The 26,859-nt window shown below is 58.0% G+C and carries 29 protein-coding genes and 1 tRNA gene; 4 read left to right on the top strand and 26 right to left on the bottom strand.

Translation table 11 applies throughout. From position 1 onward, the window contains the following. Positions 1-44: 44 nt before the first annotated feature. From bamB to trmJ, 18 genes are all read right to left on the bottom strand, one after another. The gene (gene bamB, locus PSPTO_RS07540; protein WP_005771013.1) at positions 45-1,199 is read right to left on the bottom strand and encodes an outer membrane protein assembly factor BamB; all 1,155 of its coding nucleotides are present in this window, start codon (positions 1,197-1,199) and stop codon (positions 45-47) included. Then, a complete protein-coding gene (locus PSPTO_RS07535; RefSeq protein WP_011103549.1) occupies positions 1,192-1,833 on the bottom strand; it encodes a YfgM family protein in 642 nt (213 codons plus the stop codon). The genes bamB and PSPTO_RS07535 overlap by 8 nt, the downstream gene beginning before the upstream one ends. Before the next feature lie 38 nt (positions 1,834-1,871). Beyond that, on the bottom strand, positions 1,872-3,161 hold the full coding sequence (gene hisS / locus PSPTO_RS07530; protein WP_011103548.1) for a histidine--tRNA ligase: 1,290 nt from the start codon (positions 3,159-3,161) through the stop codon (positions 1,872-1,874). 22 nt (positions 3,162-3,183) lie between these two features. Then, complete coding sequence (gene ispG / locus PSPTO_RS07525; RefSeq protein ID WP_003380613.1) at positions 3,184-4,293, bottom strand: flavodoxin-dependent (E)-4-hydroxy-3-methylbut-2-enyl-diphosphate synthase; 1,110 nt, start codon at positions 4,291-4,293, stop codon at positions 3,184-3,186. Positions 4,294-4,296: 3 nt separating this feature from the next. Then, entirely contained in the window at positions 4,297-5,292 is a 996-nt protein-coding gene (locus PSPTO_RS07520) for a RodZ domain-containing protein (protein ID WP_005771017.1), read from the bottom strand. Continuing rightward, positions 5,292-6,050 carry a type IV pilus biogenesis/stability protein PilW gene (gene pilW, locus PSPTO_RS07515; protein WP_005771019.1) on the bottom strand — a complete coding sequence of 253 codons (759 nt, stop codon included), beginning with the start codon at positions 6,048-6,050 and terminating at the stop codon, positions 5,292-5,294. The genes PSPTO_RS07520 and pilW overlap by 1 nt, the downstream gene beginning before the upstream one ends. A gap of 26 nt (positions 6,051-6,076) precedes the next feature. Further along, entirely contained in the window at positions 6,077-7,225 is a 1,149-nt protein-coding gene (gene rlmN, locus PSPTO_RS07510) for a 23S rRNA (adenine(2503)-C(2))-methyltransferase RlmN (protein ID WP_005771021.1), read from the bottom strand. A gap of 33 nt (positions 7,226-7,258) precedes the next feature. Then, complete coding sequence (gene ndk, locus PSPTO_RS07505; RefSeq protein WP_002552482.1) at positions 7,259-7,684, bottom strand: nucleoside-diphosphate kinase; 426 nt, start codon at positions 7,682-7,684, stop codon at positions 7,259-7,261. Positions 7,685-7,780: 96 nt separating this feature from the next. After that, complete coding sequence (gene iscX / locus PSPTO_RS07500) at positions 7,781-7,981, bottom strand: Fe-S cluster assembly protein IscX (RefSeq protein WP_005771023.1); 201 nt, start codon at positions 7,979-7,981, stop codon at positions 7,781-7,783. A 14-nt stretch (positions 7,982-7,995) separates the two neighbouring features. Continuing rightward, on the bottom strand, positions 7,996-8,337 hold the full coding sequence (fdx, locus tag PSPTO_RS07495) for an ISC system 2Fe-2S type ferredoxin (protein WP_005615771.1): 342 nt from the start codon (positions 8,335-8,337) through the stop codon (positions 7,996-7,998). Positions 8,338-8,340: 3 nt separating this feature from the next. Further along, positions 8,341-10,203: a Fe-S protein assembly chaperone HscA gene (gene hscA / locus PSPTO_RS07490; RefSeq protein ID WP_011103546.1), complete on the bottom strand. Its 1,863-nt coding sequence runs from the start codon at positions 10,201-10,203 to the stop codon at positions 8,341-8,343. Between the two features lie 44 nt (positions 10,204-10,247). After that, positions 10,248-10,769: a co-chaperone HscB gene (hscB, locus tag PSPTO_RS07485; RefSeq protein WP_005771027.1), complete on the bottom strand. Its 522-nt coding sequence runs from the start codon at positions 10,767-10,769 to the stop codon at positions 10,248-10,250. Between the two features lie 11 nt (positions 10,770-10,780). After that, on the bottom strand, positions 10,781-11,104 hold the full coding sequence (gene iscA, locus PSPTO_RS07480; protein ID WP_003380604.1) for an iron-sulfur cluster assembly protein IscA: 324 nt from the start codon (positions 11,102-11,104) through the stop codon (positions 10,781-10,783). Between the two features lie 42 nt (positions 11,105-11,146). Next, positions 11,147-11,533: a Fe-S cluster assembly scaffold IscU gene (gene iscU / locus PSPTO_RS07475; protein ID WP_003380603.1), complete on the bottom strand. Its 387-nt coding sequence runs from the start codon at positions 11,531-11,533 to the stop codon at positions 11,147-11,149. Between the two features lie 82 nt (positions 11,534-11,615). Further along, entirely contained in the window at positions 11,616-12,830 is a 1,215-nt protein-coding gene (locus PSPTO_RS07470) for an IscS subfamily cysteine desulfurase (RefSeq protein ID WP_005771029.1), read from the bottom strand. Positions 12,831-12,874: 44 nt separating this feature from the next. Beyond that, complete coding sequence (gene iscR, locus PSPTO_RS07465; protein WP_003380601.1) at positions 12,875-13,366, bottom strand: Fe-S cluster assembly transcriptional regulator IscR; 492 nt, start codon at positions 13,364-13,366, stop codon at positions 12,875-12,877. Positions 13,367-13,525: 159 nt separating this feature from the next. Next, positions 13,526-14,302 (bottom strand): serine O-acetyltransferase, encoded by a 777-nt coding sequence (gene cysE / locus PSPTO_RS07460; RefSeq protein WP_005771032.1) that lies wholly within the window; start codon positions 14,300-14,302, stop codon positions 13,526-13,528. Next, a complete protein-coding gene (trmJ, locus tag PSPTO_RS07455; protein WP_005771034.1) occupies positions 14,302-15,075 on the bottom strand; it encodes a tRNA (cytosine(32)/uridine(32)-2'-O)-methyltransferase TrmJ in 774 nt (257 codons plus the stop codon). The genes cysE and trmJ overlap by 1 nt, the downstream gene beginning before the upstream one ends. A gap of 215 nt (positions 15,076-15,290) precedes the next feature. On the opposite strand from trmJ, the gene suhB reads away from it, so the two are divergent. Both suhB and PSPTO_RS07445 read left to right on the top strand, forming a co-directional pair. Continuing rightward, complete coding sequence (gene suhB, locus PSPTO_RS07450) at positions 15,291-16,106, top strand: type III secretion system regulator SuhB (protein ID WP_003380594.1); 816 nt, start codon at positions 15,291-15,293, stop codon at positions 16,104-16,106. Between the two features lie 107 nt (positions 16,107-16,213). Further along, entirely contained in the window at positions 16,214-17,638 is a 1,425-nt protein-coding gene (locus tag PSPTO_RS07445; protein WP_003408269.1) for an IS1182-like element ISPsy6 family transposase, read from the top strand. A gap of 142 nt (positions 17,639-17,780) precedes the next feature. On the opposite strand, the gene PSPTO_RS07440 is transcribed toward PSPTO_RS07445, so the two are convergent. From PSPTO_RS07440 to queA, 6 genes are all read right to left on the bottom strand, one after another. Further along, positions 17,781-18,320: a glycine zipper 2TM domain-containing protein gene (locus PSPTO_RS07440; RefSeq protein ID WP_007247086.1), complete on the bottom strand. Its 540-nt coding sequence runs from the start codon at positions 18,318-18,320 to the stop codon at positions 17,781-17,783. Between the two features lie 108 nt (positions 18,321-18,428). Beyond that, positions 18,429-19,340, bottom strand: coding sequence for a protein translocase subunit SecF (gene secF / locus PSPTO_RS07435; protein ID WP_003380592.1), 912 nt, complete (start codon positions 19,338-19,340; stop codon positions 18,429-18,431). Between the two features lie 9 nt (positions 19,341-19,349). Beyond that, a complete protein-coding gene (gene secD, locus PSPTO_RS07430) occupies positions 19,350-21,218 on the bottom strand; it encodes a protein translocase subunit SecD (protein WP_005771039.1) in 1,869 nt (622 codons plus the stop codon). Between the two features lie 62 nt (positions 21,219-21,280). Further along, positions 21,281-21,616, bottom strand: coding sequence for a preprotein translocase subunit YajC (gene yajC, locus PSPTO_RS07425; RefSeq protein WP_002552468.1), 336 nt, complete (start codon positions 21,614-21,616; stop codon positions 21,281-21,283). A gap of 53 nt (positions 21,617-21,669) precedes the next feature. After that, on the bottom strand, positions 21,670-22,785 hold the full coding sequence (tgt, locus tag PSPTO_RS07420; protein ID WP_005736309.1) for a tRNA guanosine(34) transglycosylase Tgt: 1,116 nt from the start codon (positions 22,783-22,785) through the stop codon (positions 21,670-21,672). Positions 22,786-22,799: 14 nt separating this feature from the next. After that, on the bottom strand, positions 22,800-23,864 hold the full coding sequence (gene queA, locus PSPTO_RS07415) for a tRNA preQ1(34) S-adenosylmethionine ribosyltransferase-isomerase QueA (RefSeq protein ID WP_005771042.1): 1,065 nt from the start codon (positions 23,862-23,864) through the stop codon (positions 22,800-22,802). A 117-nt stretch (positions 23,865-23,981) separates the two neighbouring features. Between queA and PSPTO_RS07410 the strand changes: the two genes are divergently transcribed. Both PSPTO_RS07410 and PSPTO_RS07405 read left to right on the top strand, forming a co-directional pair. Next, a tRNA-Leu gene (locus PSPTO_RS07410) sits at positions 23,982-24,066 on the top strand. A gap of 168 nt (positions 24,067-24,234) precedes the next feature. Then, positions 24,235-24,645, top strand: a complete 411-nt coding sequence (locus PSPTO_RS07405) for a hypothetical protein (RefSeq protein ID WP_046463820.1) — start codon at positions 24,235-24,237, stop codon at positions 24,643-24,645. A gap of 154 nt (positions 24,646-24,799) precedes the next feature. Here PSPTO_RS07405 and PSPTO_RS07400 read toward each other — a convergent pair whose 3' ends face one another. Beyond that, the gene (locus tag PSPTO_RS07400; protein WP_011103544.1) at positions 24,800-25,216 is read right to left on the bottom strand and encodes an ethanolamine utilization protein; all 417 of its coding nucleotides are present in this window, start codon (positions 25,214-25,216) and stop codon (positions 24,800-24,802) included. Positions 25,217-25,709: 493 nt separating this feature from the next. Next, on the bottom strand, positions 25,710-26,555 hold the full coding sequence (locus PSPTO_RS07395) for a DUF1460 domain-containing protein (RefSeq protein ID WP_005763843.1): 846 nt from the start codon (positions 26,553-26,555) through the stop codon (positions 25,710-25,712). Positions 26,556-26,859: the final 304 nt, after the last annotated feature.

Here is a 26,859-nt window from a genome sequence, read left to right as displayed (position 1 = left end):
CCTGAGCAAGGGCACCCGGGGCCAGCAGCCCCGGGCATGGACACTTATTGCTTGATGGACAGCGCTTCCAGTTTGCCGCTGTTGCCATACACGTAAATCATGTCCCCAACCACCAGCGGACGAGCACGCAGGCCGTCGCTGTCAATGCGCTCGCGACCGACAAAACGACCGTCGACCTGGCTCAACAGGTGAAGGTAGCCTTCCATGTCACCCACTGCTACATAGCTTGAATACACTTCCGGTGCGCCCAGTTGGCGGCGAGCCAGCGATTCGTTGCTCCACAGTGCAGAGGACGAGCGCTCGTCGATGCCTTCGACAGTACCGGAGGCCAGGGTTGCGTAAACACTGCCAAAGCCCTGGGCAACGCCCGAGTAGCTTGAAGCATCACGCTGCCACAGCACACGACCGCTTTCCAGTTCCAGGCCGGCAACTCGACCCTGATAGGTAGCGACGTACAGTGTACCGCCGGACAGCAGCAGGCCACCGTCGATATCGACCACGCGGTCCAGTTCCGAGCGACCTTTAGGGATCGCTACGCGCTGTTCCCAGATCGGCACGCCATTGGAAATATCCAGCGCGACGACCTTGCCGGTCGACAGACCCGCTACAGCGAGGCGGTTGGTGGCCAGTGGAGCACCGGTGCCGCGCAGTGTCAGCACCGCTGGCGTGCTTTCGTAGATCCAGAGCTGGGAGCCGGTGGAGGCATCAAAGCCGACAACACGGTCATCCTGAGTCTGAACCACAACCACGGAACCGTTGGTGGCAGGCGGAGCCAGCACCTCACTGGTCACGCGGGCGCGCCATTTTTCTTCGCCGGTCGAGGCGTCCATGGCGACCACTTCACCCTTGAGGGTGCCGATCATCACCAGGCCGTAGCCCACACCCACAGCGCCGGAAACCGGAAGATCGAGATCTTTCTTCCAGATCACGTCACCGGTCAGACGATCCAGCGAAAAAACTTCGCCAGTGACGTCAGCCGCATAAATACGGTCGCCATCAATGGCCGGGACCATCATGTTGTAGGTCTTGCCCTGGCCGTCACCAATCGAACGGCTCCACTGCTTGTGCAGAACCACTTCTTCTTTGAAGTCGGTCAGCTCGGCCGGAGGCAATTCCTTTTTACTGTTGCTGCTGCAACCCGCGGCCAGAATGGCCAGAGCCAGCAATGCTGCATGTTTCCAACGAATCACGTCACGCATCCCCTTTCGCCAGATCGTCGAGCTTCATTTGCAGGCCGCCTACCGCTGCGTCTTCGGACAGCGCAGATTTGGCCTTTTGGTATGCAGCATATGCCTCGTCGGTACGACCCAGCTGTTCGAGCAGGTCACCCTTGAGTTCTTCACGACTGGCGAGGAATGCCTTGTCGGCATCGCCGGCGAGCAGTTTCAGCGCGTCATCGGTCTTGTTCTGCGCAGCCAGCACGCGAGCCAGACGCTGACGGGCGATTTCACCCAGCGTGTCGTTGGCAGGCTTGTCGGCCACGGCTTTCAGCTCGGCAGCAGCGTCGTCCAGCTTGCCGGCATCGACCGCCACCTTGGCGACGAACAGGCTACCGAACTGTGCGTAGGTAGTGCCACCGAATTCGCTCTTCAGTTTGCCGGATATCTCGGCAACACGCGCGGTGTCGGCCTGACCACTTGGCGTCAATGCGGTTTCCAGCAGTTGCTGATAAAGCATCGAGGCGCCCTGCGACTGGCTGGCTTGATACCTGTGCCAGAACTGCCAACCCAAGACCACAACCAGCGCCAGCAAACCACCGGTCAGCAAAGGTTTGCCGTTGCGCTGCCACCAGTCCTTCATTACCGCCAGCTCTTCATCTTCGGTACCCGACACCCCAATACTCCTATTCGCTAAACGGCTGTTAATCAGCTTCAACCCTGCACAACGCAGGAGGCCAGGTGCTCTGACAGAGCGTCCCAGGCAATATTTTGTTGTTCACCCTGACCACGCAGGGGTTTGACGCCTATGATCTTTGCAGCCAGTTCTTCTTCACCGAGGATCAGCGCGTACAGCGCGCCGCTCTTGTCAGCCTTCTTGAACTGGCTCTTGAAGCTGCCCGCACCGGCGTTGACCTGCAGGCGCAGGTTGGGCAACCGGTCACGGACCTGTTCGGTCAGCGCCAGCGCAGCCAGTTCGGCCGCTTCGCCGAAGGCACACAGGTAGACATCGACCTGACGGGCAATTTCTTCGGGAACCTGTTCAAGGGTTTCAAGCAGCAATACCAGCCGCTCGATGCCCATTGCAAAACCGACGCCGGCAGTGGGCTTGCCGCCCATCTGCTCGACCAGACCGTCGTAACGACCGCCCGCGCAGACCGTACCTTGGGCACCCAGTTGATCGGTGACCCATTCGAAAACGGTCTTGCTGTAGTAATCCAGCCCGCGTACCAGCTTGGGGTTGATGACATAAGGAATGCCGGCAGCGTCCAGACGGGCCTTGAGGCCTTCGAAGTGGATGCGCGACTCGTCATCCAGATAATCCGCCAGCTTGGGCGCATCAACCAGCACAGCCTGGGTTTCAGGGTGTTTGGTGTCCAGTACACGCAGCGGATTGGTTTTCAGGCGACGCTGGCTGTCTTCGTCCAGTTGATCAAGATGGGCCGAAAGAAACTCGACCAGCGCATCGCGGTAACGCGCACGCGCCTCACTGGTGCCCAGGCTGTTCAGCTCAAGCTTGACGGCATTACGAATGCCCAGCATGCCCCACAGGCGCCAGGTCATGACGATCAGTTCTGCATCGATGTCCGGGCCGTCAAGATTGAAAACCTCTACACCGATCTGGTGAAACTGGCGATAGCGGCCTTTCTGTGGACGCTCGTGGCGAAACATCGGCCCGATGTACCACAGTTTCTGAACCTGACCGCCACCGGTAATACCGTGTTCAAGAACCGCACGCACGCAGGCGGCAGTGCCTTCCGGGCGCAGGGTCAGAGAGTCGCCGTTACGGTCGGCGAAGGTGTACATCTCTTTTTCGACGATATCGGTTACTTCGCCGATAGAGCGCTTGAACAGGTCGGTGAATTCGACGACAGGCATACGAATCTGCCGGTAACCGTAGTTATCCAGCAAACGCGAAACAGTGCCCTCAAAGTGACGCCACAGGGGCGTCTGCTCGGGCAGAATGTCGTTCATGCCACGAATGGCTTGTAGAGACTTACTCACAGAAAATCCTTAGCAATCCTGGTTAGCCGCGCACGATGACCGAGGCGTCGGCTGCGGTCTTTTCGGCCGCTTTCTCGCGAATCAAGCGTTCAAGCTCATCCACGAGATTGTCATTGGTCAGTTTCTGCGCGGGCTTGCCGTCGATGTAGATCAGGTTCGGCGTACCCCCCGTGAGGCCGATATGCGCCTCCTTGGCTTCGCCAGGACCGTTGACCACACAGCCGATCACCGCGACATCGAGTGGCACCAGCAAATCTTCGAGGCGACCTTCCAGCTCGTTCATGGTCTTGACCACATCAAAGTTCTGCCGCGAGCAGCTCGGGCAGGCGATGAAGTTGATCCCACGGGAACGAAGGCGCAACGATTTGAGAATGTCATACCCGACCTTCACCTCTTCGACCGGGTCAGCGGCCAGCGAGATGCGGATAGTATCGCCAATCCCTTCGGCAAGCAGCATACCGAGACCGACAGCCGATTTCACGGTGCCCGAACGCAAGCCACCGGCTTCGGTGATTCCCAGATGCAGCGGCTGGACAATCTGTTTGGCCAGCAGGCGATAAGCAGCGACCGCCATGAACACATCGGAGGCCTTGACGCTGACCTTGAAGTCCTTGAAGTTCAGGCGCTCAAGGTGCTCCACATGACGCAGCGCCGACTCTACCAACGCCTCTGGCGTGGGCTCGCCATACTTCTTCTGCAGGTCTTTTTCCAGCGAACCGGCGTTGACGCCGATACGGATCGGTATGCCGCGATCACGCGCCGCGTCGACAACCGCGCGCACGCGGTCTTCACGACCGATGTTGCCAGGGTTGATACGCAGACAGTCGACACCCAGCTCTGCCACGCGCAACGCGATGCGGTAATCGAAATGGATATCGGCGACCAGTGGCACCTTGACCAGTTGCTTGATGCGACCGAAAGCCTCGGCAGCATCCATGTCCGGTACGGAGATGCGCACGATATCGACACCGGCCGCTTCCAGACGATTGATCTGCGCAACAGTGGCCGCCACATCATTGGTGTCGCTGTTGGTCATGCTCTGCACAGCAATCGGCGCATCGCCGCCGACCGGTACAGAACCGACCCATATTTTTCGGGATTCGCGACGCTTGATCGGAGATTCGCCGTGCATGACTTATTGCCCTAGCTTCAGGCGAGCAGTCTCGCCGCTGGTGAAAGGTGCCACGTCTACCGCCTGACCGTTATAGCTGACCTGCGCACCGCGCGCGAAGCCCAGACGCAGGGTCAAAGGTGGCTTGCCGCTGACGTCGAGGGTCTCGCCCTTGCGCTTGAGGCCGCTGACCAGCACTTTACCGTTTCCATCAGTGACCTGGGTCCAGCAATCGGCGACAAACTGCACGCTGACCTGACCGGCACCGGCCATGACAGGCGCGGGTTGCTCGGCAGGGGTCGTCGGCATGGACGGTACGTTGGGCGACGCCACTGGCGCTTGTGTGGTGCTGGCAGGCGGTGTCGCCACAGCAGGGGCCTGCGACTGAGCAGTAGCATGACCGGAAGCAGGGGCAGCAGGGGCAGCGCTCGGTGCCTCACTGGCAGGCGCACCAGCGTTCAGCGGCAACGAGGTCTGACCTGCGGGCGGGGCTTCAACCACGGCAGGCTCTTCCGGCTCGTCGAGCGGGTGGATCTGGGTAGTGCCGTCGGCGCTCTCGACCTCGACGTGCTCCATGTTCAGCCCGGACTGATCCTTGCCGCGCAATGAAGCCTGATCCTGCCACCAGACAAACCCGCCACCGACCAGTATCACCAGCAATAAAAGACTGACGATACGCAGAATGTTGTGTGACAGCCTGACAGGCTCTTCGATACGGCCCAGGGCGTGAACAGAGCTGCCCTTGCCGTCGGTGCCGGTAAACTGGTCGAACTGTTCGACCAGCGCGGTCTGATCAAGGCCAAGCAGTTTGGCGTAGGCACGCACATAGCCCCGGGCAAACGTATGCCCAGGCAGCTTTTCAAAATTACCGTTCTCCAGATTGCTCAGGGAGGTCACGGTGAGGTTCAGCCTCAAAGCCACATCTGGCAGCGACCAGCTCCTGCTCTCGCGGGCCTGGCGCAGTGTTTCTCCAGGGTTCACGCGGGTGGTTGCTACAACTTCGGGATGCGCCGCTTTCATCATTGCTCCGACAGGTATTGCTGATATTCCGGCGTACCGGGATAGAGTCTTTTCAATTGCAGGCCATAGCTGGCTGCCTTGTTGCGGTCATCGTAGACCTTCGCCAAACGTGTGCCGAGCAATAGACTACGTGCATTTTGCTCACTGAGTTGGCTAAAACGGTCGTAATAATCACGTGCGGGCACATATTGCCTGTCTTCGTAATACAACTGAGCCATTTCCAGTAACGAACGCGGCTGTTGACGATCCAGACGCAGCGCCTTGGTGAATTGCTCGCGGGCCTGCTCACGATTGCCCAGCTTGAGCGAGGTCATGCCCAGACTTTCAAAGACCCGTGACCGCTCAGGATACAGGTTGTCGGCAGCAGCCTGCTCAAACCGCTCGTAAGCTTCCTGGTAACGCTTTTGCTCGAACAGAAAGCTGCCGTAATTATTGACGATGCGTGTTTCGTTGTTACTGGAAGCCAGCGCCTTGCGAAAGTATTGCTCGGCCAGTTGCGGCTCCATTTCGGTCTGAAACACCAGCGCCAGCGCAGCATTGGCCTGCGCATCTGAACTGTCGAGCTCAAGTGCCTTTTTCAGCGGAACCTTGGCGCGCTCGGTCTGACCCTGCTCGAAGTAGCCGAGCCCCAGCTGCACGTAGGCCCTGCGCGCCTCTTCACGCCCCTGCGTCGTGGTCATCGGGTTGACGTTGCCCGTGGACACGCACCCCGTCAGCAACACGACAGCACATAGCAGCAACGAGGCACGCACAGACATGGAGTCTCTCTCGGTCAGTTTCGCAGTCAGGTTCGAGTGGCTGCAGCCGGCGCCGTATCGACGTCGGCGCTCAACTCACGCACAGCAATGTAGCGTTCACTACGGCGCGTGCGATCCATCACCTGCCCGACCAACTGGCCGCATGCAGCATCGATGTCTTCACCGCGCGTGGTGCGCACAGTGACGTTATAACCGGCCTGATGCAACAGGTCCTGAAAACGACGGATTGCGTTATTGCTTGGGCGCTCGTAACCGGAGTGCGGAAACGGGTTGAACGGGATCAGGTTGATCTTGCAAGGTGTGTCCTTGAGCAGTTCGATCATCTCGACCGCGTGCTCTACCTTGTCGTTGATGTCTTTGAGCATGGTGTACTCGATGGTGAGCACACGTTTTTCGCCCAGACTGGACATGTAGCGACGGCAGGACTCGAGAAGCACTTTCAACGGGTATTTCTTGTTGAGCGGCACCAACTGGTTGCGCAGCGCATCGTTAGGTGCGTGCAGCGACAAGGCCAGGGATACGTCGATGTGCTTGGAAAGCTCATCGATCATCGGTACCACACCGGAAGTGGACAAGGTCACCCGGCGTTTGGAAATGCCATACCCCAGGTCATCCATCATCAAATGCATGGCGGCAATGACATTGTCGAAGTTCAGCAGCGGCTCACCCATGCCCATCATCACCACGTTGGTGATGGCACGGTCGACGGTCGCCGGGACACTGCCAAAGGATTTGTTGGCAATCCACACCTGACCGATGACTTCGGCGGCAGTGAGGTTGCTGTTGAAGCCTTGCTTGCCCGTGGAGCAGAAACTGCAATCCAGAGCACAGCCCGCCTGGGACGAAACACACAAGGTGCCGCGCTTGCCCTGCGGGATATAGACGGTCTCGACACAGCTGCCGGACTCTACGCGCACCACCCATTTACGGGTGCCGTCGCTGGAGATGTCCTCGCTGACCACTTCAGGACCGCGAACTTCAGCGCAGGCCTTGAGCTTCTCGCGCAGGGCCTTGCTGACGTTCGTCATTGCGTCGAAATCATCGACGCCGAAGTGGTGAATCCACTTCATGACCTGACCGGCACGGAAGCGCTTCTCCCCGATAGAGTCGAAGAATTTCTCCATTTCCTGTTGAGTCAGACCCAGCAGGTTGGTTTTACCAGTCGATGCAATCATGAATTCACCCTTCACTCGTGAGTCAAAAATGACTTAGCGAGCGGTTACTTCGGTAGCTGCGAAGAAGTACGAGATTTCGCGAGCAGCGGCGGCTTCCGAATCGGAACCGTGTACAGCGTTGGCGTCGATGGAATCAGCGAAGTCAGCGCGGATGGTGCCGGCAGCAGCTTCTTTAGGGTTGGTAGCGCCCATCAGCTCACGGTTCAGAGCGATAGCGTTTTCGCCTTCCAGAACCTGAACGACAACCGGGCCGGAGATCATGAAAGCAACCAGGTCGCCAAAGAAACCACGAGCGCTGTGCTCAGCGTAGAAACCTTCAGCTTCGGCCTTGGACAGCTGCTTCAGTTTGGAAGCGACAACGCGCAGACCGGCTTTTTCGAAACGAGTGGTGATCTCGCCGATTACGTTCTTTGCAACGGCGTCAGGCTTGATGATGGAGAAAGTACGTTGAACAGCCATGGTGAAACTCCAGAAACAGTGATTGAAGCGAAAAATTAAACCCGCGAATTATACGCGGGTTCTGGTGTATTGCCTAACTGCGTACGTTACTGAACGTCAATCTGCCTCTTCGATCCACAACCCCTGGATCGCTTCGAGGACTTTTTCACCGCCCCGCTCCGGAACATCATCGAAGTCGGGCAAGGCCATGACAAGATTGCGCAGCTTGACGAAATTGACGGAGAGCGGATCGACATCCGGATGGCTTTCGGCCAGCTGAATGGCTATTTCCTGCACATCAACCCATTTGAGACTCATGAGCAATCCTTGAATCAGTGCGGCGCTTCGGCAGCGTGGTTGAGCGAATACTTGGGAATTTCGACGGTCAGGTCTTCTGTGCCGACAATTGCCTGACAGGATAGACGCGATTGCGCTTCCAGGCCCCAGGCTTTGTCGAGCATGTCCTCTTCCAGCTCGTCCGCTTCATTCAGCGAACTGAAACCTTCGCGAATGACACAGTGACAGGTAGTGCAGGCACACACGCCACCACAGGCGCTTTCGATCTCGATGTGGTGCTCGTGGGCGATCTCGAGAATAGACGTACCGGGCTCCACTTCTACAACCAGCCCGTCCGGGCAATGCTCGGCGTGGGGCAGAAAAATCACCTGCGGCATCAGTTACTCCTCAATCTCATTCAAGTTGCGCCCGGCCAGTGCGGCTTTTACCGTCGAATCTAGGCGTCGGGCAGCAAATGCATCGGTCACCTGCGACAGACGCTTGGTCTGCTGCTCGATGGCATAACCATCGGTGCCTTGCATCAGTTCACGGAGTTCGTCCATCTGCAGGTTGATAACCAGGCGCTCTTCTTCGTCGAGAAGACGCTCGCCATCGGCGTCCAGGGCACCCTGAACAGCTTCGAGCAGGCGCTCGGCATCAACCTGATGCTCACGCAGCACACGAGCGACCTTGTCGTCGCCGGCATACTCGAAGGAATCCTTGAGCATACGAGTGACCTCGTCATCGGTCAGCCCGTAGGACGGCTTGACCTGAATGCTCGACTCGATACCCGAGCCCATTTCACGCGCCGAAACGCTGAGCAAACCGTCTGCATCGACCTGGAAGGTGACACGAATCTTTGCCGCACCCGCGACCATCGGCGGGATGCCACGCAATTCAAAACGCGCCAGGGAACGGCAATCGCTGACCAGCTCACGCTCGCCCTGCAGTACATGAATTTTCATGGCCGTCTGGCCATCTTTGTAAGTAGTGAATTCCTGACCACGCGCTACAGGGATCGTGGTGTTGCGCGGAATGACCTTTTCCATGAGCCCGCCCATGGTTTCGAGCCCCAGCGACAGCGGAATCACGTCGAGCAACAGCAGCTCGCCACCATCACGCTTGTTGCCTGCCAGTGTGTCGGCCTGGATCGCAGCCCCAATGGCCACCACTTGATCCGGGTCAATCTGGGTCAGCGGCTGACGGCCGAACAATTCGGCGACGGCCTCACGCACACGCGGAACACGGGTCGAACCACCGACCATGACCACCGCCTCGACTTCTTCAAGCTCGATGCCGGTGTCACGCACCGCACGACGGCAGGCTTTCAGGCTGCGCGCAATCATCGGCTCGATCAGCGCATTGAGCGCGTCGCGAGTCAGGGTGCCGCGCCACTCGCCATGAGTAACCTCGACGAACTCGGCGTCGGTCAGCGCTTCCTTGGCCGAGCAGGCCGCCTGTAACAGGCTGCGCTGTGCGGAAGGGTCCAGATCGGCAGACAGGCCGGCGTCGGCGACAATCCAGCTGGCAATTGCATGATCGAAATCGTCACCGCCCAGCGCGGTATCACCGCCGGTGGCCAGTACTTCAAAGACGCCGCCCGTCAGGCGCAGGATCGAAATATCGAAGGTCCCGCCGCCCAGGTCGTAGATGGCGATCACGCCCTCGGCTTTCTGGTCCAGGCCATAGGCAACGGCCGCAGCGGTCGGCTCATTGAGCAGGCGCAGTACATTGAGGCCGGCCAGCTTGGCGGCATCTTTGGTCGCCTGACGCTGAGAGTCGTCGAAATAGGCCGGAACAGTGATGACCGCACCGACCAGTTCGCCGCCCAGCGCCGCCTCAGCACGCTGACGCAACACCTTGAGAATGTCGGCAGACACTTCAACCGGGCTTTTAGCCCCCTGAACAGTGTCGATGAACGGCATGTGCGATTCACCGCCGACGAAGCGGTAAGGCAACTGCTCACCCAACTGCTTGACGTCGGACAGGCCACGGCCCATCAGGCGCTTGACTGACAGCACGGTGTTGAACGGGTCCTGCGAGGCCGCGGCTTTCGCCGCCTGCCCCACTTCGACGCGATCCGCGTGATAGCGAACGGCAGACGGCAGGATAACCTGCCCTTCTGCATCGGCCAGCGGTTCGGACAGGCCGCTGCGCACTGCAGCAACCAGAGAATTGGTGGTGCCAAGGTCGATACCCACAGCCAGTCGACGCTGGTGCGGTTGAGGACTCAGGCCGGGTTCGGCGATTTGCAGTAAGGCCATGCTGTTCAGAATAATCACTGGCGCGCAGCCGGGGCTGCGCGGGGTTAATCGTCGAGGCGCTCTTCTAACTGGCGCACTTCGTGAGAAAGCTTGTCGAGAAACTGCATACGCCGCATCAGCTTTTCAGCGTGCTCGCGCTGTGCAGCGTCATTCCAACAGGCAGCGAAGCTCTGGTTCAACTCGTCCTGAGCGACCTTGAGCTGACGCTTGAAGGTCGCCACCCCGGCAAGATCGGCCTCGTCCTGCAAGTCCTCAAGATCTTCGCGCAATTGCATCTGCTGCAGAAGAAATTCAGGATCGTGCACGGTGACCTCAAGCGGCACCTCGTTGCCATTCATTGCCAGAAGGTAGCGCGCCCGTTTCGGCGGGCTCTTCAGGGTCTGATAGGCTTCATTGAGACTGGCTGAACGCTCCAGCGCCAGACGCTGCTCACGCTCGGGAGCGTCAGCGAAGCGATCCGGGTGGACGTTGCGCGCCAGTTCACGGTAGCGCGTTGCCAACTGGTCGAGATCAAGCTGAAACTCGGGCTTGAGTTCGAACAGGGCAAAATGACAGGGACTGCCCACAATAAAGAGCCTCAGACGTTGAAGCTTTCGCCACAGCCGCACTCACCGCGCGAATTGGGGTTGTTGAACTTGAAGCCTTCGTTCAACCCTTCACGCACGAAATCGAGCTCGGTGCCATCCAGATAGACCAGGCTTTTCGGGTCGATGATCACCTTGACACCGTGCAGTTCAAATACGGTGTCTTCGCTGGCCGCTTCATCGACGAACTCGAGCACATAGGCGAGACCTGAACAGCCTGTGGTGCGAACACCCAGACGAACGCCATCACCCTTGCCGCGCCCGTCGAGGGAACGGCGTACGTGGTTAGCGGCAGCTTCTGTCATGCTGATAGCCATCGGAGCTCCTTACTTGTCTCTGACTTCTTTTGGAAGACCCGCTTACAGCAGGCCCTTCTTCTGCTTGTAGTCACGAACAGCCGCCTTGATGGCGTCTTCGGCGAGTACCGAGCAGTGGATCTTTACCGGAGGCAGCGCCAGCTCTTCCGCCAGCTGAGTGTTTTTGATGGTCTCTGCTTCATCCAGAGTCTTGCCCTTCATCCACTCGGTGGCCAGCGAGCTGGAGGCAATTGCCGAGCCGCAGCCGTAGGTCTTGAACTTGGCGTCTTCGATAACGCCGTGCTCGTTGACCTTGATCTGCAGGCGCATCACGTCGCCGCACGCAGGAGCGCCGACCATGCCGGTGCCCACATCAGGGTCTTCCGCGTTCATCTTGCCGACGTTGCGCGGGTTTTCGTAGTGGTCGATGACCTTTTCGCTGTAAGCCATGATTCTGTTCCTCTCACATCAGGGAGCCGCTCTGCAGGTCACGCCGGTGTTGCACATGACCTGTCTTGAAGGCAGCTTTAAGTTAGTGCGCCGCCCACTCGATCTTGGAGATATCGACGCCGTCTTTGAACATGTCCCACAGCGGCGAAAGTGCACGCAGCCTGGTAACAGCCTCGCACACCTTCTGCGCGGCGTAATCGATCTCTTCTTCAGTGCTGAAACGACCGAAGGTGAAGCGAATCGAGCTGTGCGCCAGTTCGTCGTTACGACCCAGAGCGCGCAGTACATACGACGGCTCAAGCGAGGCCGACGTACAGGCCGAACCGGACGATACCGCCAGGTCCTTGAGCGCCATGATCAGCGACTCGCCTTCGACATAGTTGAAGCTCAGGTTCAGGTTGTGCGGTACGCGGGCAGTCAGGCTGCCGTTGACGTAGAGCTCTTCCAGGTTTTCGACTTGCTTGTAGAAGCGATCGCTCAGCGCTTTGATACGCACGCTTTCAGCGGCCATTTCTTCCTTGGCGATACGGAACGCTTCACCCATACCGACAATCTGGTGCGTCGCCAGCGTACCGGAACGCATGCCGCGCTCGTGACCACCGCCGTGCATGGCCGCCTCAAGGCGGACACGCGGCTTGCGGCTGACGTACAGCGCGCCGATGCCTTTCGGACCGTAGGTCTTGTGTGCGGAAAACGACATGAGGTCAACCTTGAGGCTGGCCAGATCGATTTCAACCTTGCCGGTCGACTGGGCGCCGTCAACATGGAACAGCACGCCACGCGAACGGGTCAGCTCACCAATGGCAGCGATGTCGTTGATGGTGCCGATTTCGTTGTTCACGTGCATGATCGACACCAGAATGGTGTCGTCGCGCAGTGCGGCTTCAATCATCGATGGCGTGATCAGACCGTCTTCGCCCGGCTCAATGTAGGTCACTTCAAAACCTTCACGCTCCAGTTGGCGCGTGGTGTCCAACACAGCCTTATGCTCAACTTTAGAAGTGATCAGGTGCTTGCCTTTGCTGGCATAGAAATGCGCAACACCCTTGATCGCAAGGTTGTTGGATTCGGTGGCACCCGAAGTCCAGACGATTTCACGAGGGTCGGCGCTGACCAGATCGGCGACCTGACGACGCGCGTTTTCGACCGCCTCTTCAGCTTTCCAGCCAAAGACGTGGGAGCGCGATGCAGGGTTGCCGAAGTTTCCTTCGACCGTCAGGCATTCGATCATTTTCTGCGCGACACGCGGGTCGACCGGGGTCGTCGCGGAGTAATCGAGGTAAATCGGCAATTTCATTGAAGCTCTCCTATCAGGCAGGCGCACCGCTCATTCATCTGCGTTCATTCGACGGCGGACGTTTCGATCTTACCCAGTTGCGACGTGTGGTTATGACCACGGCGCATATCCTGGCGCTGAGCGACTTCTTGTACCTCACGGCGAGTGACAAGATCCGCCAAGCTGATACCGCTTAGAAATTCGTGAATCTGCTGGCTCAGATCGCACCACAAGTGGTGGGTCAGGCAGGTATCGCCAGCGTGGCAATCACCCAGCCCCTGACAACGCGTGGCATCGACCGATTCATTGACCGCGTCGACGACTTGGGCGACCTGGATGCCTTTCATGTCACGAGACAGCTGATAACCGCCGCCCGGACCACGAACACTGGAAACCAGATTGCCGCGACGCAGTTTGGCGAACAACTGTTCGAGATAAGACAGGGAAATGCCCTGCCGCTCGGAGATGTCGGCCAGAGACACTGGCCCGTTCTGCGCATGTAACGCCAGGTCAAGCATGGCTGTCACAGCGTATCGGCCTTTAGTAGTCAGTCGCATGGCGTATACCGCAGAGGTTCGGAATGAGAGCGAGTATGCTATTCCCGAGCAAATTAGTCAACTATTAGACCAAGTAAAACAGTCGGGATTAGCGAAAACTGCGGGCTGCATCATAGCAAAGCTGCTGCGCAATGGCACGCACCACGCAGCCTGGGCACGCTAGTCGACGGTGTCTTCGCGAGCATCCTTGACACAGTCGAAGACCTCGTTGCGTAACTGGGGAAGGTCTTTGGCGCAATAATCGCTGCCCAGCCTGCCGAGGGCGTCGCACATGCCTTCAAGACGGCCATCGACCGCCTGCAGGTGATCCAGCATCTGACCGATGGCACGGGCGATGGGGTCTGGCATGTCGCCACTGACACCATAGGCATCGAAGCCAAGCTTTTCCGCCATGACCTTGCGCCTGGCTTCGGTTTCGTCGTCGGACTTGACGATGATGCGCCCCGGAATACCCACGGCAGTCGCGCCCGCAGGCACGGCCTTGGTCACCACGGCATTGGAACCGATCTTGGCGCCTGCACCCACGGTAAACGGCCCGAGCACCTTGGCACCGGCACCCACGACCACGCCGTCTTCCAGCGTGGGGTGGCGCTTACCGGCGTTCCAACTGGTACCGCCCAGGGTCACCCCCTGATAAAGCGTCACGTCATTGCCGATTTCGGCGGTTTCGCCGATCACGATGCCCATGCCGTGATCAATGAAGAAGCGACGGCCTATGCGTGCGCCCGGATGAATCTCGACACCGGTCATCCAGCGGCCGAAGCTGGACACCACTCGCGCAAGCCATTTCCAGCCATTGCGCCACAGAACATGAGCGAAACGGTGCAGCCAGATGGCGTGCATGCCCGGGTAGCAGGTCAGCACTTCAAAAGCATTGCGCGCCGCAGGGTCGCGATGAAATACGCTTTGAATGTCTTCTCGCAGACGCTCGAACATTACTGGTCCTTCCGCTTGTAGGGTTCACCGCGTGCGGCTTTCTGGGTTTCGGTCAGGACGCCGCGCAGAATACTCAGCTCGGAGCGCTCCACTTCACTGCGACCGAACAGCCTGCGCAGCCGCGCCATCAGGTGCCGCGGCTTTTCCGGGTCAAGGAAGCCGATGTTCACCAGCGTGGTTTCCAGATGACCATAGAAACCTTCCATCTCATCCATCGTCGCCAGCTCGGCGTTATGCGCCGACGCGACCTTGGGCGTTTCGCCCTCGTCTGCCTGCACTGAAGCCGCCAGCCAGGCCATGCGCACCTCATAGCTGAGCACTTGCACGGCAGCGGCGAGGTTGAGCGAGCTGAACGTGGGGTCCGACGGAATGTGCACATGGAAGTGACAGCGCTGCAGTTCTTCGTTGGTCAGGCCGGCATGCTCGCGACCAAAGACCAGCGCCACTTCAGCGCCCTCCCCGGCCTGCTCGATGACTTTCTCACCGGACGCCCGCGGATCAAGCAACGGCCACGGCAGACTGCGATCACGCGCACTGGTGCCGAGCACCAGACGACAGCCGACCAAAGCCTCTTCAAGGGTCGCAACAACCTGCGCGCCTTCGAGAATATCGGTGGCGCCCGACGCCCGTGCATCGGCATCGGGCGAAGGAAAGATACGAGGATCGACCAGTACCAGACGCGTGAGACCCATGTTTTTCATGGCGCGAGCGGCACCGCCGATATTTCCGGGATGGGTAGTGCCGACCAGGACAACACGGATGTTCTGCAACAAGGCGAATGCTCACTGATGCGAATTAGGGGGGCAAATCTTACAGAAACGACTCGCCTAGCGCTATGAAGCCGTGCACCCCTGAAGATCGTGACGGCCCGCCCGCGAGGTAAAAAAACACACGCGAACCCGACAACCGTAACAACGCAAGGCTGGAAATAATTCGAATCAGCCCATAGAATGCCCGGCTCTCTTTAACAACCTTAGGTGAATTGTCCATGCAGCCCATGCTGAATATCGCGCTGCGCGCCGCCCGCAGCGCCAGCGAATTGATTTTCCGCTCCATCGAGCGCTTGGATACCATCAAGGTTGACGAAAAAGAAGCCAAAGACTACGTCACAGAGATCGACCGTGCCGCCGAGCTGAGCATCATCACAGCCCTGCGCAAGGCCTACCCGACTCACGGAATCCTTGGCGAAGAAAGCGGCATGCACGAAGGCAGCGGCGAAGGCACCGACTACCTGTGGATCATCGACCCACTGGACGGCACCACCAACTTCGTTCGCGGCATTCCTCACTTCGCAGTCAGCATTGCCTGCAAATACCGCGGCCGTCTTGAGCACGCCGTCATTCTGGACCCGGTTCGCCAGGAAGAATTCACCGCCAGCCGTGGTCGCGGCGCTGCCCTGAACGGTCGCCGTCTGCGCGTCAGCCAGCGCAAGAGCCTGGAAGGCGCCCTGCTGGGCACGGGCTTCCCGTTCCGTGACAACCAGATGGACAACCTCGAAAACTACTTGGGTATGTTCCGCAGCCTGGTCGGCCAGACCGCCGGCATTCGTCGTGCAGGCGCTGCCAGCCTCGACCTGGCCTATGTCGCTGCCGGCCGTTTCGATGCGTTCTGGGAGTCGGGCCTGTCCGAGTGGGACATGGCCGCAGGCGCACTGCTGATTCAGGAAGCAGGCGGCCTGGTCAGCGATTTCACCGGCGGTCACGACTTCCTTGAAAAAGGCCACATCGTCGCCGGCAACACCAAGTGCTTCAAGGCCGTTCTGACAGCCATCGCACCGCACCTGCCCGCTTCGCTCAAGCGCTAAGCTGCAGATGTAAAAAAACCGGCTTTCCAGACTGTGTGAAAACCTAGCAATCTGCGCAGCGCTCAAAGAAAATGCTCCGTATCGAAAGATACAGAGCATTTTTCGTTATGGCCTACATCCAAGGTGAGTCCCGCAGCCAGACCAGCCTATTCCCGGTCTCGCTGGAAGAGTTGATCCCCGAGGATCACCTCGTTCGTGTCATTGACCTGTACGTTGCCAAGCTCGATCTGGTGCAACTGGGCTTCGATAAAGCGATTCCAAAAAGCACGGGGCGCCCTGCTTATGATCCCGCCGATCAGCTAAAACTCTACCTCTACGGCTATTTTCAGCGGATTCGCTCATCGCGACGTCTTGAAGCCGAGTGTCAGCGCAACATCGAAGTGATGTGGCTGATCAACCGGCTCAAGCCCGACTTCAAGACCATCGCCGACTTTCGCAAGAACAATAAACCCGCCTTCATCGCGACCTGCCGTGCTTTCGTTCGATTTTGTCGCACAGCAGGCTTGATCGCCGGTGAATTGGTGGCCATCGACGGCAGCAAGTTTCAGGCGGTCGCCTCCTCACGGCGTCATGTGAATTTGAAGCAGCTCAAGCGCCAGGAAGAAAAACTGGATAAGCGCATCGCTCAGTATCTGGCCGAGCTGGATGAGGCCGACAAGGCTGAAACCACAGATTCAATTGATCGCAGCGCAATCAAAGCAGCACTGGCACAGCTTGAGGCTCGACAACAGGATAATCAGAGTTGCCAGGCACTGATGCGTTCGATGGGCATCGAGCAGTTCAACACTCATGAAAGCGATGCCCGAATGATGCGCACGGCCAAAGGGCCACGTGTGGCCTACAACGTGCAAACCGTCGTGGACGCCGAGCATTGCCTGATTTTGCATCATGAGGTCACCCAGGATGGCGATGACCGAAAGCAACTGGAGCCGATGGCCAAGGCCGCCAAAGCAGAGTTACAGCAAGATGAGCTGACGGTCACTGCCGATGCCGGCTACTCCAATGGCAAGCAGTTTCAGGCCTGCGAGGATGCTTCGATTACGGCCTATGTACCGCCCAATCGTTCGAAAAACCCTGGCAGTCAGGAAGAGCAGCTCTTTGAGCGAAAAGACTTTATCTATGAGGCCGGACACGATCGTTTCCAGTGTCCGGCAGGCAAATGGTTAACGCTAAAACAGCACAACAAAGGTGATCGGATCTATCAGGCTGAGGTCGATGACTGCGCCAACTGCGCGCTGAAAACGCAATGCACTCGAGCCCAGCGCCGTTATGTCTCACGACATGCCCATGAAGAGGCTTTCGAGCGGATGGAGCAAAGAATGCAGGCGCATCCTGAGATGATGGCCAACCGAAGATCCATCGTTGAGCACCCCTTCGGCAACCTCAAGCAATGGCTATTTGGTAATGGCCGTTTCTTGCTGCGACAACTGGAGGGGACAAAAGCTGAAATGGCCTTGGCGGTGAATGCTTATAACCTGAAACGAGCGATTAAAGTGCTCGGTGTGCGCCATCTGATGGCTTTGATGGGCTGAGCGGTCATTTTTTCGTCTGCTGCCAATACAAAACAAAACGCCCCGAACAAGTCGGGGCGTTTGCTTGGGCCTTCATCAGTGTGTTTTCACACAGTCTGTTTCGCCGGTTTTTTTATGCCTTGAAGAAGCTCAGCGGCAGGCGTTATTGCGCCTGACCCAATATCAGCTGACCTTCCTTGTCGACCGGAATCCGGCTGCCCGGATCGCTCGCCATACGAACCTGACCAACCTTCTCGTTCAGCTTGTACTTGACGTTGTAGCCCACTACCTTGTCGCTCACATCGTTGACGGTGGTGCAACGGTTCTGCGTCGTGGTGTAGGTATCACGCTCCTGCATGCCTTCCTGCACCTTGTTACCTGCGTAACCGCCACCGACCGCACCCGCTACGGTTGCGAGCTTCTTGCCGTTGCCGCCGCCGACCTGGTTGCCGAGCAAACCGCCAGCAACTGCGCCGATAACGCTGCCCACGATCTGGTGCTGGTCCTTGACCGGCGCCTGACGGGTAACGGTTACGTCCTTGCAAACTTCACGGGGGGTTTTGATCTGCTGATTGATTGGCTCGACCGCCAATACGTCCGCGTATTCAGGACCACCCTTGACCAGGCTATAGGTGGCAACGGCGCCGCCAGCAGTTACCACAGCAGCACCTAACACAGCACCAACAAGCATAGACTTGTTCACTTGAACCTCCTGACCAATCGAAACGCAGCATGACTGCGCAATGCCTAGCCTTGGAGCATAAAAAAAGGCGCGAGTTCAGCACTCGCGCCTTTTTTATGATGGCCGGACCTACGGGAGGTCGTCGGCCTTCTCGACAACCACCGGAGGGATCAGATCCTCGGTGGTCAGGTTCAGCCAGATCAGCACCACGTTGGCGATGTAGATCGACGAGTAGGTACCCGCCAGCACACCGATGAACAACGCAATGGAGAAGCCTTCCAGGCTGTCGCCACCGAACGCCCACAGTGCAGAGATCGCCAACAGGGTCGAAACCGAGGTGGCAATGGTGCGCAGCAGTGTCTGCGTGGTGGAGATGTTGATGTTCTCGATCAGCGAAGCCTTGCGCAGCAGGCGGAAGTTTTCGCGAACCCGGTCGAAGACCACAATGGTGTCGTTCAGCGAGTAACCGATGATCGCCAGCACCGCCGCCAATACCGTCAGGTCGAAGGTAATCTGGAAGAACGACAGGATACCCATCGTCACGACCACGTCGTGGATCAGCGAAATGATCGCGCCGACAGCAAACTTCCACTGGAAGCGGAACGCCAGGTAGATCAGAACACCGCCCAGCGCCATCAGCATGCCGAGGCCACCCTGATCACGCAGCTCTTCGCCGACCTGCGGGCCGACGAACTCGACACGCTTGACCACTGCCGGGTTATCGGCACCGGCCTTGCGCAGCGCTTCAGCGACCTGAGTGCCCAATTGCGGGTCTTCACCCGGCATGCGCACCAGCAAGTCAGTCGTGGCGCCAAAGCTCTGCACAACAGCTTCGTGGTAGCCGGCCGAAACCAGCTCCTGACGAACCTTGCCCAGATCGGCAGGACGCTCGTAGGTCAGCTCGATGAGCGTACCGCCGGTGAAGTCCAGACCAAAGTTGAGCCCTTTATGGAACCAGCTGAACAACGCCAGTGCGGTAAGGAGCATCGTGATGGCGAACGCAACATTGCGAACGCCCATGAAGTTGATGGTACGTAACATGGCAGCCCCTTAAATCCACAACTTCTTGAAGTCACGACCGCCGTAGATCAGGTTGACCATAGCGCGGGTCACCATGATGGCCGTGAACATCGAGGTAAAGATCCCGAGCGACATGGTCACCGCAAACCCTTTGACCGGGCCGGTGCCCATCGCAAAGAGAATGCCGCCGACCAGCAGCGTCGTCAGGTTGGCGTCGAGGATCGCCGTGTAGGCACGATCGAAACCTTCGTTGATAGCGCGTTGCACCGTCATGCCATTGGCGATCTCTTCACGGATCCGCGAGAAGATCAACACGTTGGCATCCACCGCCATACCCATGGTCAACACGATACCGGCGATACCCGGCAGGGTCAGTGTGGCACCCAGCAAGGACATCAGCGCCAGCAGCATGACCATGTTCAGGGCCAGGGCAACGGTAGCGATCAGACCGAAGAAGCGGTAGATCGCCATGATGAAGATGGATACGAACAGCATGCCCCACAGGGAAGCGTCGATACCCTTGGTGATGTTGTCGGCACCCAGGCTCGGACCGATGGTGCGCTCTTCAGCGAAGTACATCGGCGCGGCCAGACCACCCGCGCGCAACAGCAGCGCCAGCTCGGAAGACTCACCCTGACCATTCAGACCGGTAATCCGGAACTGACTGCCCAGCGGCGACTGGATGGTCGCCAGGCTGATGATTTTCTTTTCTTCCTTGAAGGTCTGCACCGGCACGTCTTTTTCGACGCCGTTGACCATCTGCCTGGTGTAGGTGGTGGTCGGACGTTGCTCGATGAAGATCACCGCCATGCTGCGACCCACATTGCTGCGGGTTGCGCGACTCATCAGTTCGCCACCGTGACCATCAAGGTTGATGTTCACCTGTGGACGGCCGTGCTCGTCGAAACTGGCCTTGGCGTCAGTCACCTGGTCGCCGGTGATGATCAGACCACGCTCCACTGCCGCTGCCGGACGTCCGCCTTCGCGGAATTCGAACATTTCGGTGGTGCCCTTCGAATCATCCGGGCCTGCGCCCAGACGGAACTCGAGGTTGGCGGTCTTGCCCAGAATACGCTTGGCTTCGGCCGTGTCCTGCACACCCGGCAGCTCGACCACGATGCGGTTGGCACCCTGACGCTGAACCAGCGGCTCGGCAACACCCAGCTCATTGACCCGGTTACGGACGGTGGTCAGGTTCTGCTTGATCGAGTATTCACGAATCTCGGCCAGTTTGGCCGGGGTCAGCGCCATGCGCAGTACGGGAATACCGTTCAGCTCGGCAGGCGTGATTTCGAAATCGGTGAAGGTCTTGCGCACCAGTGCACGAGCCTGCTCGCGCTCTGCATCATCGGTAAAGCCCAGCTGAATCACGTTGCCCAGCTGCGGCAGGCTGCGATAACGCGCCTTTTCCTTGCGCAACAGGGATTTGACTTCGCCTTCGTAGACTTTCAGACGCGCATCGATCGCCTTGTCCATGTCGACTTCCAGCAGGAAGTGCACACCACCGGACAGGTCGAGACCGAGCTTCATCGGGCTTGCGCCCAGGTTGCGCAACCAGGTCGGCGTGGTGCGCGCCAGGTTCAGTGCGACGACATAGTCATCACCCAACGCCTTGCGCACGACATCCTTGGCTGGTAACTGATCTTCCTGCTTGCTCAGACGCAACAAACCGCCCTTGCCATTCTCGGCCAGAGAAGAAGCCTTGACCGAGATGCCGGCATCGGTAAGCGCCTTGGCTGCACGATCCACGTCTGCCTGATTGACTTGCAGCGCAGTGCTCGCGCCGCTGATCTGGATGGCAGAATCATCAGGGTAGAGATTGGGTGCGGAATAAATGAAACCGACCACCAGCACCGCCAGGATCAGTACGTATTTCCACAGAGGGTATTTGTTCAGCATCACGCCGCCCGCTTAAAACGCGGGGCGCCTTGCGCGCCCCGTCGATGGGTAAAAGTTGCTACTCAGATCGCTTTCAGGGTGCCTTTAGGCAGAGTGGCCGCGATGGCGCCTTTCTGGATTTTCAGCTCAACAGTGTCGGACACTTCGATTACCACGAAGTCATCGGTCACTTTGTTGATCTTGCCGGCGATGCCGCCGCTGGTCACGACTTCGTCGCCTTTCTGCAGGTTGCCCAGCAGGTTTTTCTGCTCTTTGGCGCGCTTGGCCTGTGGACGCCAGATCATCAGATAGAAGATGACCAGAAAACCGACCAGAAAGATCCACTCGAAACCACTGCCCGCAGGACCGGCAGCCGGTGCAGCAGCATCCGCAAAAGCGGGAGAGATGAAAAAGCTCATTTGTCGCTCCAGTTACATAATTAGTATAAAAAGCAGGAAAAACTCGTTCTGTTTCAACCCAGAGGCGGCGTTGGAAGGCCGCGTTTGGCATAGAAGGCATCGACGAAGGCGGCCAATGTACCCTGTTGAATAGCCTCACGCAAACCAGCCATGAGCAGCTGGTAGTGCCGCAAATTGTGGATCGTATTGAGCATGCTCCCCAGCATTTCGCCGCACTTGTCCAGGTGATGCAGATAAGCACGCGAGAAGTTCTTGCAGGTGTAGCAATCGCAGGTCGGATCCAGCGGCGTATTGTCGTGGCGATGGAACGCGTTACGGATTTTCAGCACACCGGTATCGATGAACAGGTGGCCGTTGCGGGCGTTGCGGGTCGGCATGACACAATCGAACATATCAACGCCACGGCGCACACCTTCGACCAGATCTTCGGGCTTGCCTACACCCATCAAGTAACGAGGTTTGTCTGCTGGCATAAGGCCCGGCAGGTAATCCAGCACCTTGATCATCTCGTGCTTGGGCTCGCCCACCGACAGACCGCCAATCGCCAGGCCGTCAAAGCCGATCTCATCCAGGCCTTCGAGCGAACGCTTGCGCAGGTTCTCGTGCATGCCACCCTGAACAATGCCGAACAGCGCGGCAGTGTTTTCGCCGTGCGCGACCTTGGAGCGCTTGGCCCAGCGCAACGACAGCTCCATGGAGACACGTGCTACGTCTTCGTCGGCCGGGTACGGCGTGCACTCATCGAAAATCATCACGACGTCCGAACCCAGGTCACGCTGGACCTGCATCGACTCTTCCGGGCCCATGAACACCTTGGCACCATCGACCGGAGAGGCGAAGGTCACGCCCTCCTCCTTGATCTTGCGCATGGCGCCCAGGCTGAACACCTGAAAACCGCCAGAGTCGGTCAGAATCGGCCCTTTCCACTGCATGAAATCGTGCAGGTCGCCGTGGCCCTTGATGACCTCGGTGCCCGGACGCAGCCACAAGTGGAAGGTGTTGCCCAGAATCATCTGCGCACCGGTGGCCTCGATATCACGCGGCAACATGCCCTTGACCGTGCCGTAGGTGCCCACCGGCATGAACGCCGGGGTCTCGACCACGCCACGCGGAAAGGTCAGGCGACCGCGACGGGCCTTGCCGTCGGTGGCCAACAACTCGAAAGACATACGACAGGTGCGACTCATGCGTGATCCTCTGGTGCCGATTCCTGTGGGGCCGTCGGCGCGGGATTGCGGGTGATGAACATGGCATCACCGTAACTGAAGAAGCGGTACCCGTGTTCGATGGCCGCCGCGTAGGCCGCCATGGTTTCGGGATAACCGGCGAACGCCGAAACCAGCATCAACAGCGTGGATTCAGGCAAATGAAAATTAGTCACCAGGGCATCGACCACATGAAACGGCCGCCCCGGATAGATGAAGATGTCGGTGTCGCCGCTAAACGGCTTCAACTGGCCATCACGCGCGGCACTCTCCAGCGAACGCACGCTGGTGGTCCCGACCGCAATCACCCGCCCGCCCCGCGCACGGCACGCCGCCACGGCATCGACCACGTCCTGGCTGACTTCCAGCCATTCGCTGTGCATGTGGTGATCTTCGATCTGCTCGACACGCACCGGCTGGAACGTACCCGCGCCGACGTGCAGAGTGACAAAAGCAGTCTCGACGCCCTTGGCGGCAATTGCTTCCATCAACGGCTGGTCGAAATGCAGGCCGGCAGTCGGCGCCGCCACAGCACCGGCGCGCTGGGCGTAAACGGTCTGATAACGCTCGCGGTCGGCACCTTCGTCCGGGCGGTCTATATAAGGAGGCAACGGCATATGGCCGACACGATCCAGCAACGGCAGCACTTCTTCGGCAAAGCGCAACTCGAACAGCGCGTCATGCCGCGCCACCATCTCGGCCTCGCCGCCGCCATCGATCAGGATCGACGAGCCCGGCTTTGGCGACTTGCTGGCACGCACGTGCGCCAGCACACGATGGCTGTCCAGCACGCGCTCGACCAGAATCTCCAGCTTGCCGCCGGACGCCTTCTGCCCGAACAAACGTGCGGGAATGACACGGGTATTGTTGAACACCATCAAGTCGCCCGAGCGCAAATGCTCGAGCAAATCGGTGAATTGACGATGTGCCAGCGCGCCCGTCGGCCCATCAAGGGTCAACAGACGACTGCTGCGACGCTCGGCCAACGGGTGACGAGCAATCAGGGAATCGGGGAGTTCGAAGGTAAAGTCAGCGACGCGCATGATCGGGTTCGTTTAGCAGGGCCGGGAAGTTTATCCGGTTTGACGGCATTAGTAAAAAACCTGCGTAAATCCCTGTTGACCAACGGAAAACTCATCCTTATACTTCGCCGCCATTGAGCCCTGATGGCGGAATTGGTAGACGCGGCGGATTCAAAATCCGTTTTCGAAAGAAGTGGGAGTTCGATTCTCCCTCGGGGCACCACCATTGAGAAAAGACCTTGAAATTCAAGGTCTTTTTTTTCGTCTGGTGGAAAGTGGTCTGACTGAGGCTGCGATCTACCCCACCTGCCCGGAATTGGCCGCGGAGCGCCCAGGACTGCCTTCCAGCGCAGAGCGTCGGTACCCGGATCACACGACCAAGGATAACGCTATGAACAAGATCGTCTACGTAAAAGCTTACTTCAAACCCATTGGGGAGGAAGTCTCGGTTAAAGTACCTACAGGCGAAATTAAAAAGGGCTTTTTCGGCGACAAGGAAATCATGAAAAAAGAGACCCAGTGGCAGCAAACCGGGTGGTCTGATTGTCAGATAGACGGTGAACGGCTATCGAAAGACGTCGAAGACGCAGTGGCGCAACTCAATGCTGACGGTTATGAGATTCAAACGGTATTGCCTATATTGTCCGGGGCTTATGATTATGCGCTCAAATACCGATACGAAATACGTCACAATAGAACTGAACTAAGCCCAGGAGACCAGTCCTATGTCTTCGGCTATGGCTACAGCTTCACCGAAGGCGTGACGCTGGTGGCGAAAAAATTTCAGTCGTCTGCAAGCTGAATAATAGTGACCTCGTGCCACGGACGCCGCTCTGCCCCCTGATACGAAAACGCCTTCCTCAACAAGAGGCAGGCGTACTAACGTGCACAAGACCTGCCCGTATCAGCAAGCGCAAGACGCTCGCCTCCACGAAATAACACGGTAGGTCGCGTTGCTACTTTTTAGCGGCAGACGGCGTGCCGTTGTAGTTGTCGGTGTTGTTGTCGTTATCAAGATCGCGGTCATTTCCACCGAAAGCCGCATCGGTTTTGTTGTCGTTGTCGAGATCTTTGTCGTTACCGCCAAACGCTGCATCCGTATGGTGATCGTTGTCCAGGTCCTTGTCGTTACCCCCAAATGCCGCGTCGGTGTGGTGGTCATTGTCCATATCCTTGTCGTTGCCGCCAAATGCCGCGTCAGTCACGTTGTCGTTATCCAGATCCTTGTCGTTGCCGCCACACGTGGCACCGGTGCTGTTGTCGTTGTCCAGATCACAATCGTTTACGGCAAATGCAGGTAGCGAAGTGCCAATGATCGTCAGCGCAAGCAGAAAGCCGCCGATCTTTGCCGTCAGGTTTTTATACGCGCGCATCAGGTTTTCCCGGATAAGTGAAAATGATGAAGCAAGGGTTACTGAACACGTTCGATCAGTGACTAAAACAGTATGTAACTGCAGCCTTCTGCAAGACCGACAGAGGTCGACCAAACTGCAGCCTGTTTCATACCCATCAATTTCTATAGCGACCGTTCACACGACTCTCCTACCGATGCTGGGAGTACCAAAAAACTTCCGCACTGCATTTTTTTGCAGTGTCGGATGGTTTGACCGGTTTTGGGGAGAATTGCTCAAACGGAGAACGATGAGTTTTTTGTTGCGTGGCATGCTAATCGATACATTTATCAGTGTGTGATGCGGTATGGCAGCTTCATGCCTCCGTCAAATAGTGGACGCCAGTCACGTTGCATAAAACCTGACGTCACTCCAAAAAAGGCTACGCACGAGGACATTGCTGAGATTCGGCTGGGCATTTTCGCTGTTTACACAGGGATCGAGCAGAACGCCCCCATGCCAGCCACCCGTTAACTCAATTGTCTTTTGCCCTGAAAACAACAATCCCTGGCTTTTCCGATACATAGTCCAGAAAAGGCAAATCCATCACCTTTCTGTTTTCTTTTCGTGAAGATGCATTTCGCAAGACAGGGCCTTTATCCGTCACGATAAAGAAACCGACGTGTGTCACATCCAGCCCGGGAAGCGGGGTGTAAATGCCAATGTAATCACCGGTGCGCAGGTGGCTCACCACCTGACTGTCGACAAGGCGGCTCGGGATATACGTCATGCTACGCTCAACCACAGGCAACCCTGGCAGATAGACTTTGCCTTTGGCCCTTTCATTAAGGCGTTTTCTGACACTTACCGCACCGGGGCTTATCTGCGCGGTAATGTCATCCGCCACAGGGTATGCCGTTCCGTAAGCCCAATCCGTGAAAAAGTGCTTGCGATTCAAAAAGTCAACATCGCCACCCTTGTAACGAACCTGAACGAGATTCCTCACAAAATCCTGCTGCGATGTTGATCTTCGAAACGCTTCGACGTAATCCAGATAAGCAAAACAATCCAGACCTCTGAAGTCGATGACTAATTGTTCAGGTACATTCGCTGAGCCCACCAACATGTTTGAGCGGTACGGTGTTCCTAAAAACGCTCCTGATACAAGGTCGATCAGCTGACCTTTATTCATATAACTTTTGTTGGTGCGGGCTTCCAGCACAGCATCCAGTTTTTTTGAGGTGTAGGCATCCAGATTTAGTTTAACGGGTGTTTTCATCTCTGCCTGGGCACCCTGAATATCACTTCCCGGCGCCGGCCCCGAAACCCCACACCCTGCCAACATTGCAAAGGCTAAAGCCCATAGGGTCGTCTTTTGCATCTGATTCACCGTAATTCCAAAGCGTCGTCGGACCTGATTGTGGCTCGCGATACGCGAGCAGGCTGCTCCATTCCTTCGAGATGCCGCATTGGTTAGCTCAATCACGGCGCACTATTTACCACGTGTCATCGGTTGCGTCATCGGCTGGGAGCATCAGTTGGCAATGCATTCGCGGTCTCGGCCTCAGCAGACGCTGGTAGTGCCCAGAGTGCAGCTGACCAGCGTGCCGCCATCGAGGCCGCCGCAGAGGCCGCCCAGCGATACGGATTCGTTTGCGGCAGGGGCCATGCCCGCTATTGAATCG

The sequence above is a fragment of the Pseudomonas syringae pv. tomato str. DC3000 genome, from assembly GCF_000007805.1.
Taxonomy (GTDB): domain Bacteria; phylum Pseudomonadota; class Gammaproteobacteria; order Pseudomonadales; family Pseudomonadaceae; genus Aquipseudomonas; species Aquipseudomonas avellanae.
The sequence above is the reverse complement of the archived record's forward strand: the minus strand, read 5'-3'. Positions and strand labels throughout refer to the sequence as shown.

What these genes read in the sequence shown, in the direction of transcription:
- queA (WP_005771042.1), bottom strand. Translation starts at nt 23,864, where the DNA reads ATGCGCGTCGCTGACTTTACCTTCGAACTCCCCGATTCCCTGATTGCT.
- bamB (WP_005771013.1), bottom strand. Translation starts at nt 1,199, where the DNA reads ATGCGTGACGTGATTCGTTGGAAACATGCAGCATTGCTGGCTCTGGCC.
- pilW (WP_005771019.1), bottom strand. Translation starts at nt 6,050, where the DNA reads ATGTCTGTGCGTGCCTCGTTGCTGCTATGTGCTGTCGTGTTGCTGACG.
- PSPTO_RS07395 (WP_005763843.1), bottom strand. Translation starts at nt 26,555, where the DNA reads ATGCAAAAGACGACCCTATGGGCTTTAGCCTTTGCAATGTTGGCAGGG.
- PSPTO_RS07520 (WP_005771017.1), bottom strand. Translation starts at nt 5,292, where the DNA reads ATGAAAGCGGCGCATCCCGAAGTTGTAGCAACCACCCGCGTGAACCCT.
- iscA (WP_003380604.1), bottom strand. Translation starts at nt 11,104, where the DNA reads ATGGCTATCAGCATGACAGAAGCTGCCGCTAACCACGTACGCCGTTCC.
- ndk (WP_002552482.1), bottom strand. Translation starts at nt 7,684, where the DNA reads ATGGCTGTTCAACGTACTTTCTCCATCATCAAGCCTGACGCCGTTGCA.
- PSPTO_RS07405 (WP_046463820.1), top strand. Translation starts at nt 24,235, where the DNA reads ATGAACAAGATCGTCTACGTAAAAGCTTACTTCAAACCCATTGGGGAG.
- iscU (WP_003380603.1), bottom strand. Translation starts at nt 11,533, where the DNA reads ATGGCTTACAGCGAAAAGGTCATCGACCACTACGAAAACCCGCGCAAC.
- secF (WP_003380592.1), bottom strand. Translation starts at nt 19,340, where the DNA reads ATGTTACGTACCATCAACTTCATGGGCGTTCGCAATGTTGCGTTCGCC.
- PSPTO_RS07400 (WP_011103544.1), bottom strand. Translation starts at nt 25,216, where the DNA reads ATGCGCGCGTATAAAAACCTGACGGCAAAGATCGGCGGCTTTCTGCTT.
- secD (WP_005771039.1), bottom strand. Translation starts at nt 21,218, where the DNA reads ATGCTGAACAAATACCCTCTGTGGAAATACGTACTGATCCTGGCGGTG.
- hscA (WP_011103546.1), bottom strand. Translation starts at nt 10,203, where the DNA reads ATGGCCTTACTGCAAATCGCCGAACCCGGCCTGAGTCCTCAACCGCAC.
- PSPTO_RS07445 (WP_003408269.1), top strand. Translation starts at nt 16,214, where the DNA reads ATGGCCTACATCCAAGGTGAGTCCCGCAGCCAGACCAGCCTATTCCCG.
- PSPTO_RS07470 (WP_005771029.1), bottom strand. Translation starts at nt 12,830, where the DNA reads ATGAAATTGCCGATTTACCTCGATTACTCCGCGACGACCCCGGTCGAC.
- fdx (WP_005615771.1), bottom strand. Translation starts at nt 8,337, where the DNA reads ATGCCGCAGGTGATTTTTCTGCCCCACGCCGAGCATTGCCCGGACGGG.
- rlmN (WP_005771021.1), bottom strand. Translation starts at nt 7,225, where the DNA reads ATGATTGCATCGACTGGTAAAACCAACCTGCTGGGTCTGACTCAACAG.
- iscR (WP_003380601.1), bottom strand. Translation starts at nt 13,366, where the DNA reads ATGCGACTGACTACTAAAGGCCGATACGCTGTGACAGCCATGCTTGAC.
- cysE (WP_005771032.1), bottom strand. Translation starts at nt 14,302, where the DNA reads ATGTTCGAGCGTCTGCGAGAAGACATTCAAAGCGTATTTCATCGCGAC.
- ispG (WP_003380613.1), bottom strand. Translation starts at nt 4,293, where the DNA reads ATGCACGGCGAATCTCCGATCAAGCGTCGCGAATCCCGAAAAATATGG.
- tgt (WP_005736309.1), bottom strand. Translation starts at nt 22,785, where the DNA reads ATGTCTTTCGAGTTGTTGGCCACCGACGGCAAGGCCCGTCGCGGTCGC.
- yajC (WP_002552468.1), bottom strand. Translation starts at nt 21,616, where the DNA reads ATGAGCTTTTTCATCTCTCCCGCTTTTGCGGATGCTGCTGCACCGGCT.
- suhB (WP_003380594.1), top strand. Translation starts at nt 15,291, where the DNA reads ATGCAGCCCATGCTGAATATCGCGCTGCGCGCCGCCCGCAGCGCCAGC.
- iscX (WP_005771023.1), bottom strand. Translation starts at nt 7,981, where the DNA reads ATGAGTCTCAAATGGGTTGATGTGCAGGAAATAGCCATTCAGCTGGCC.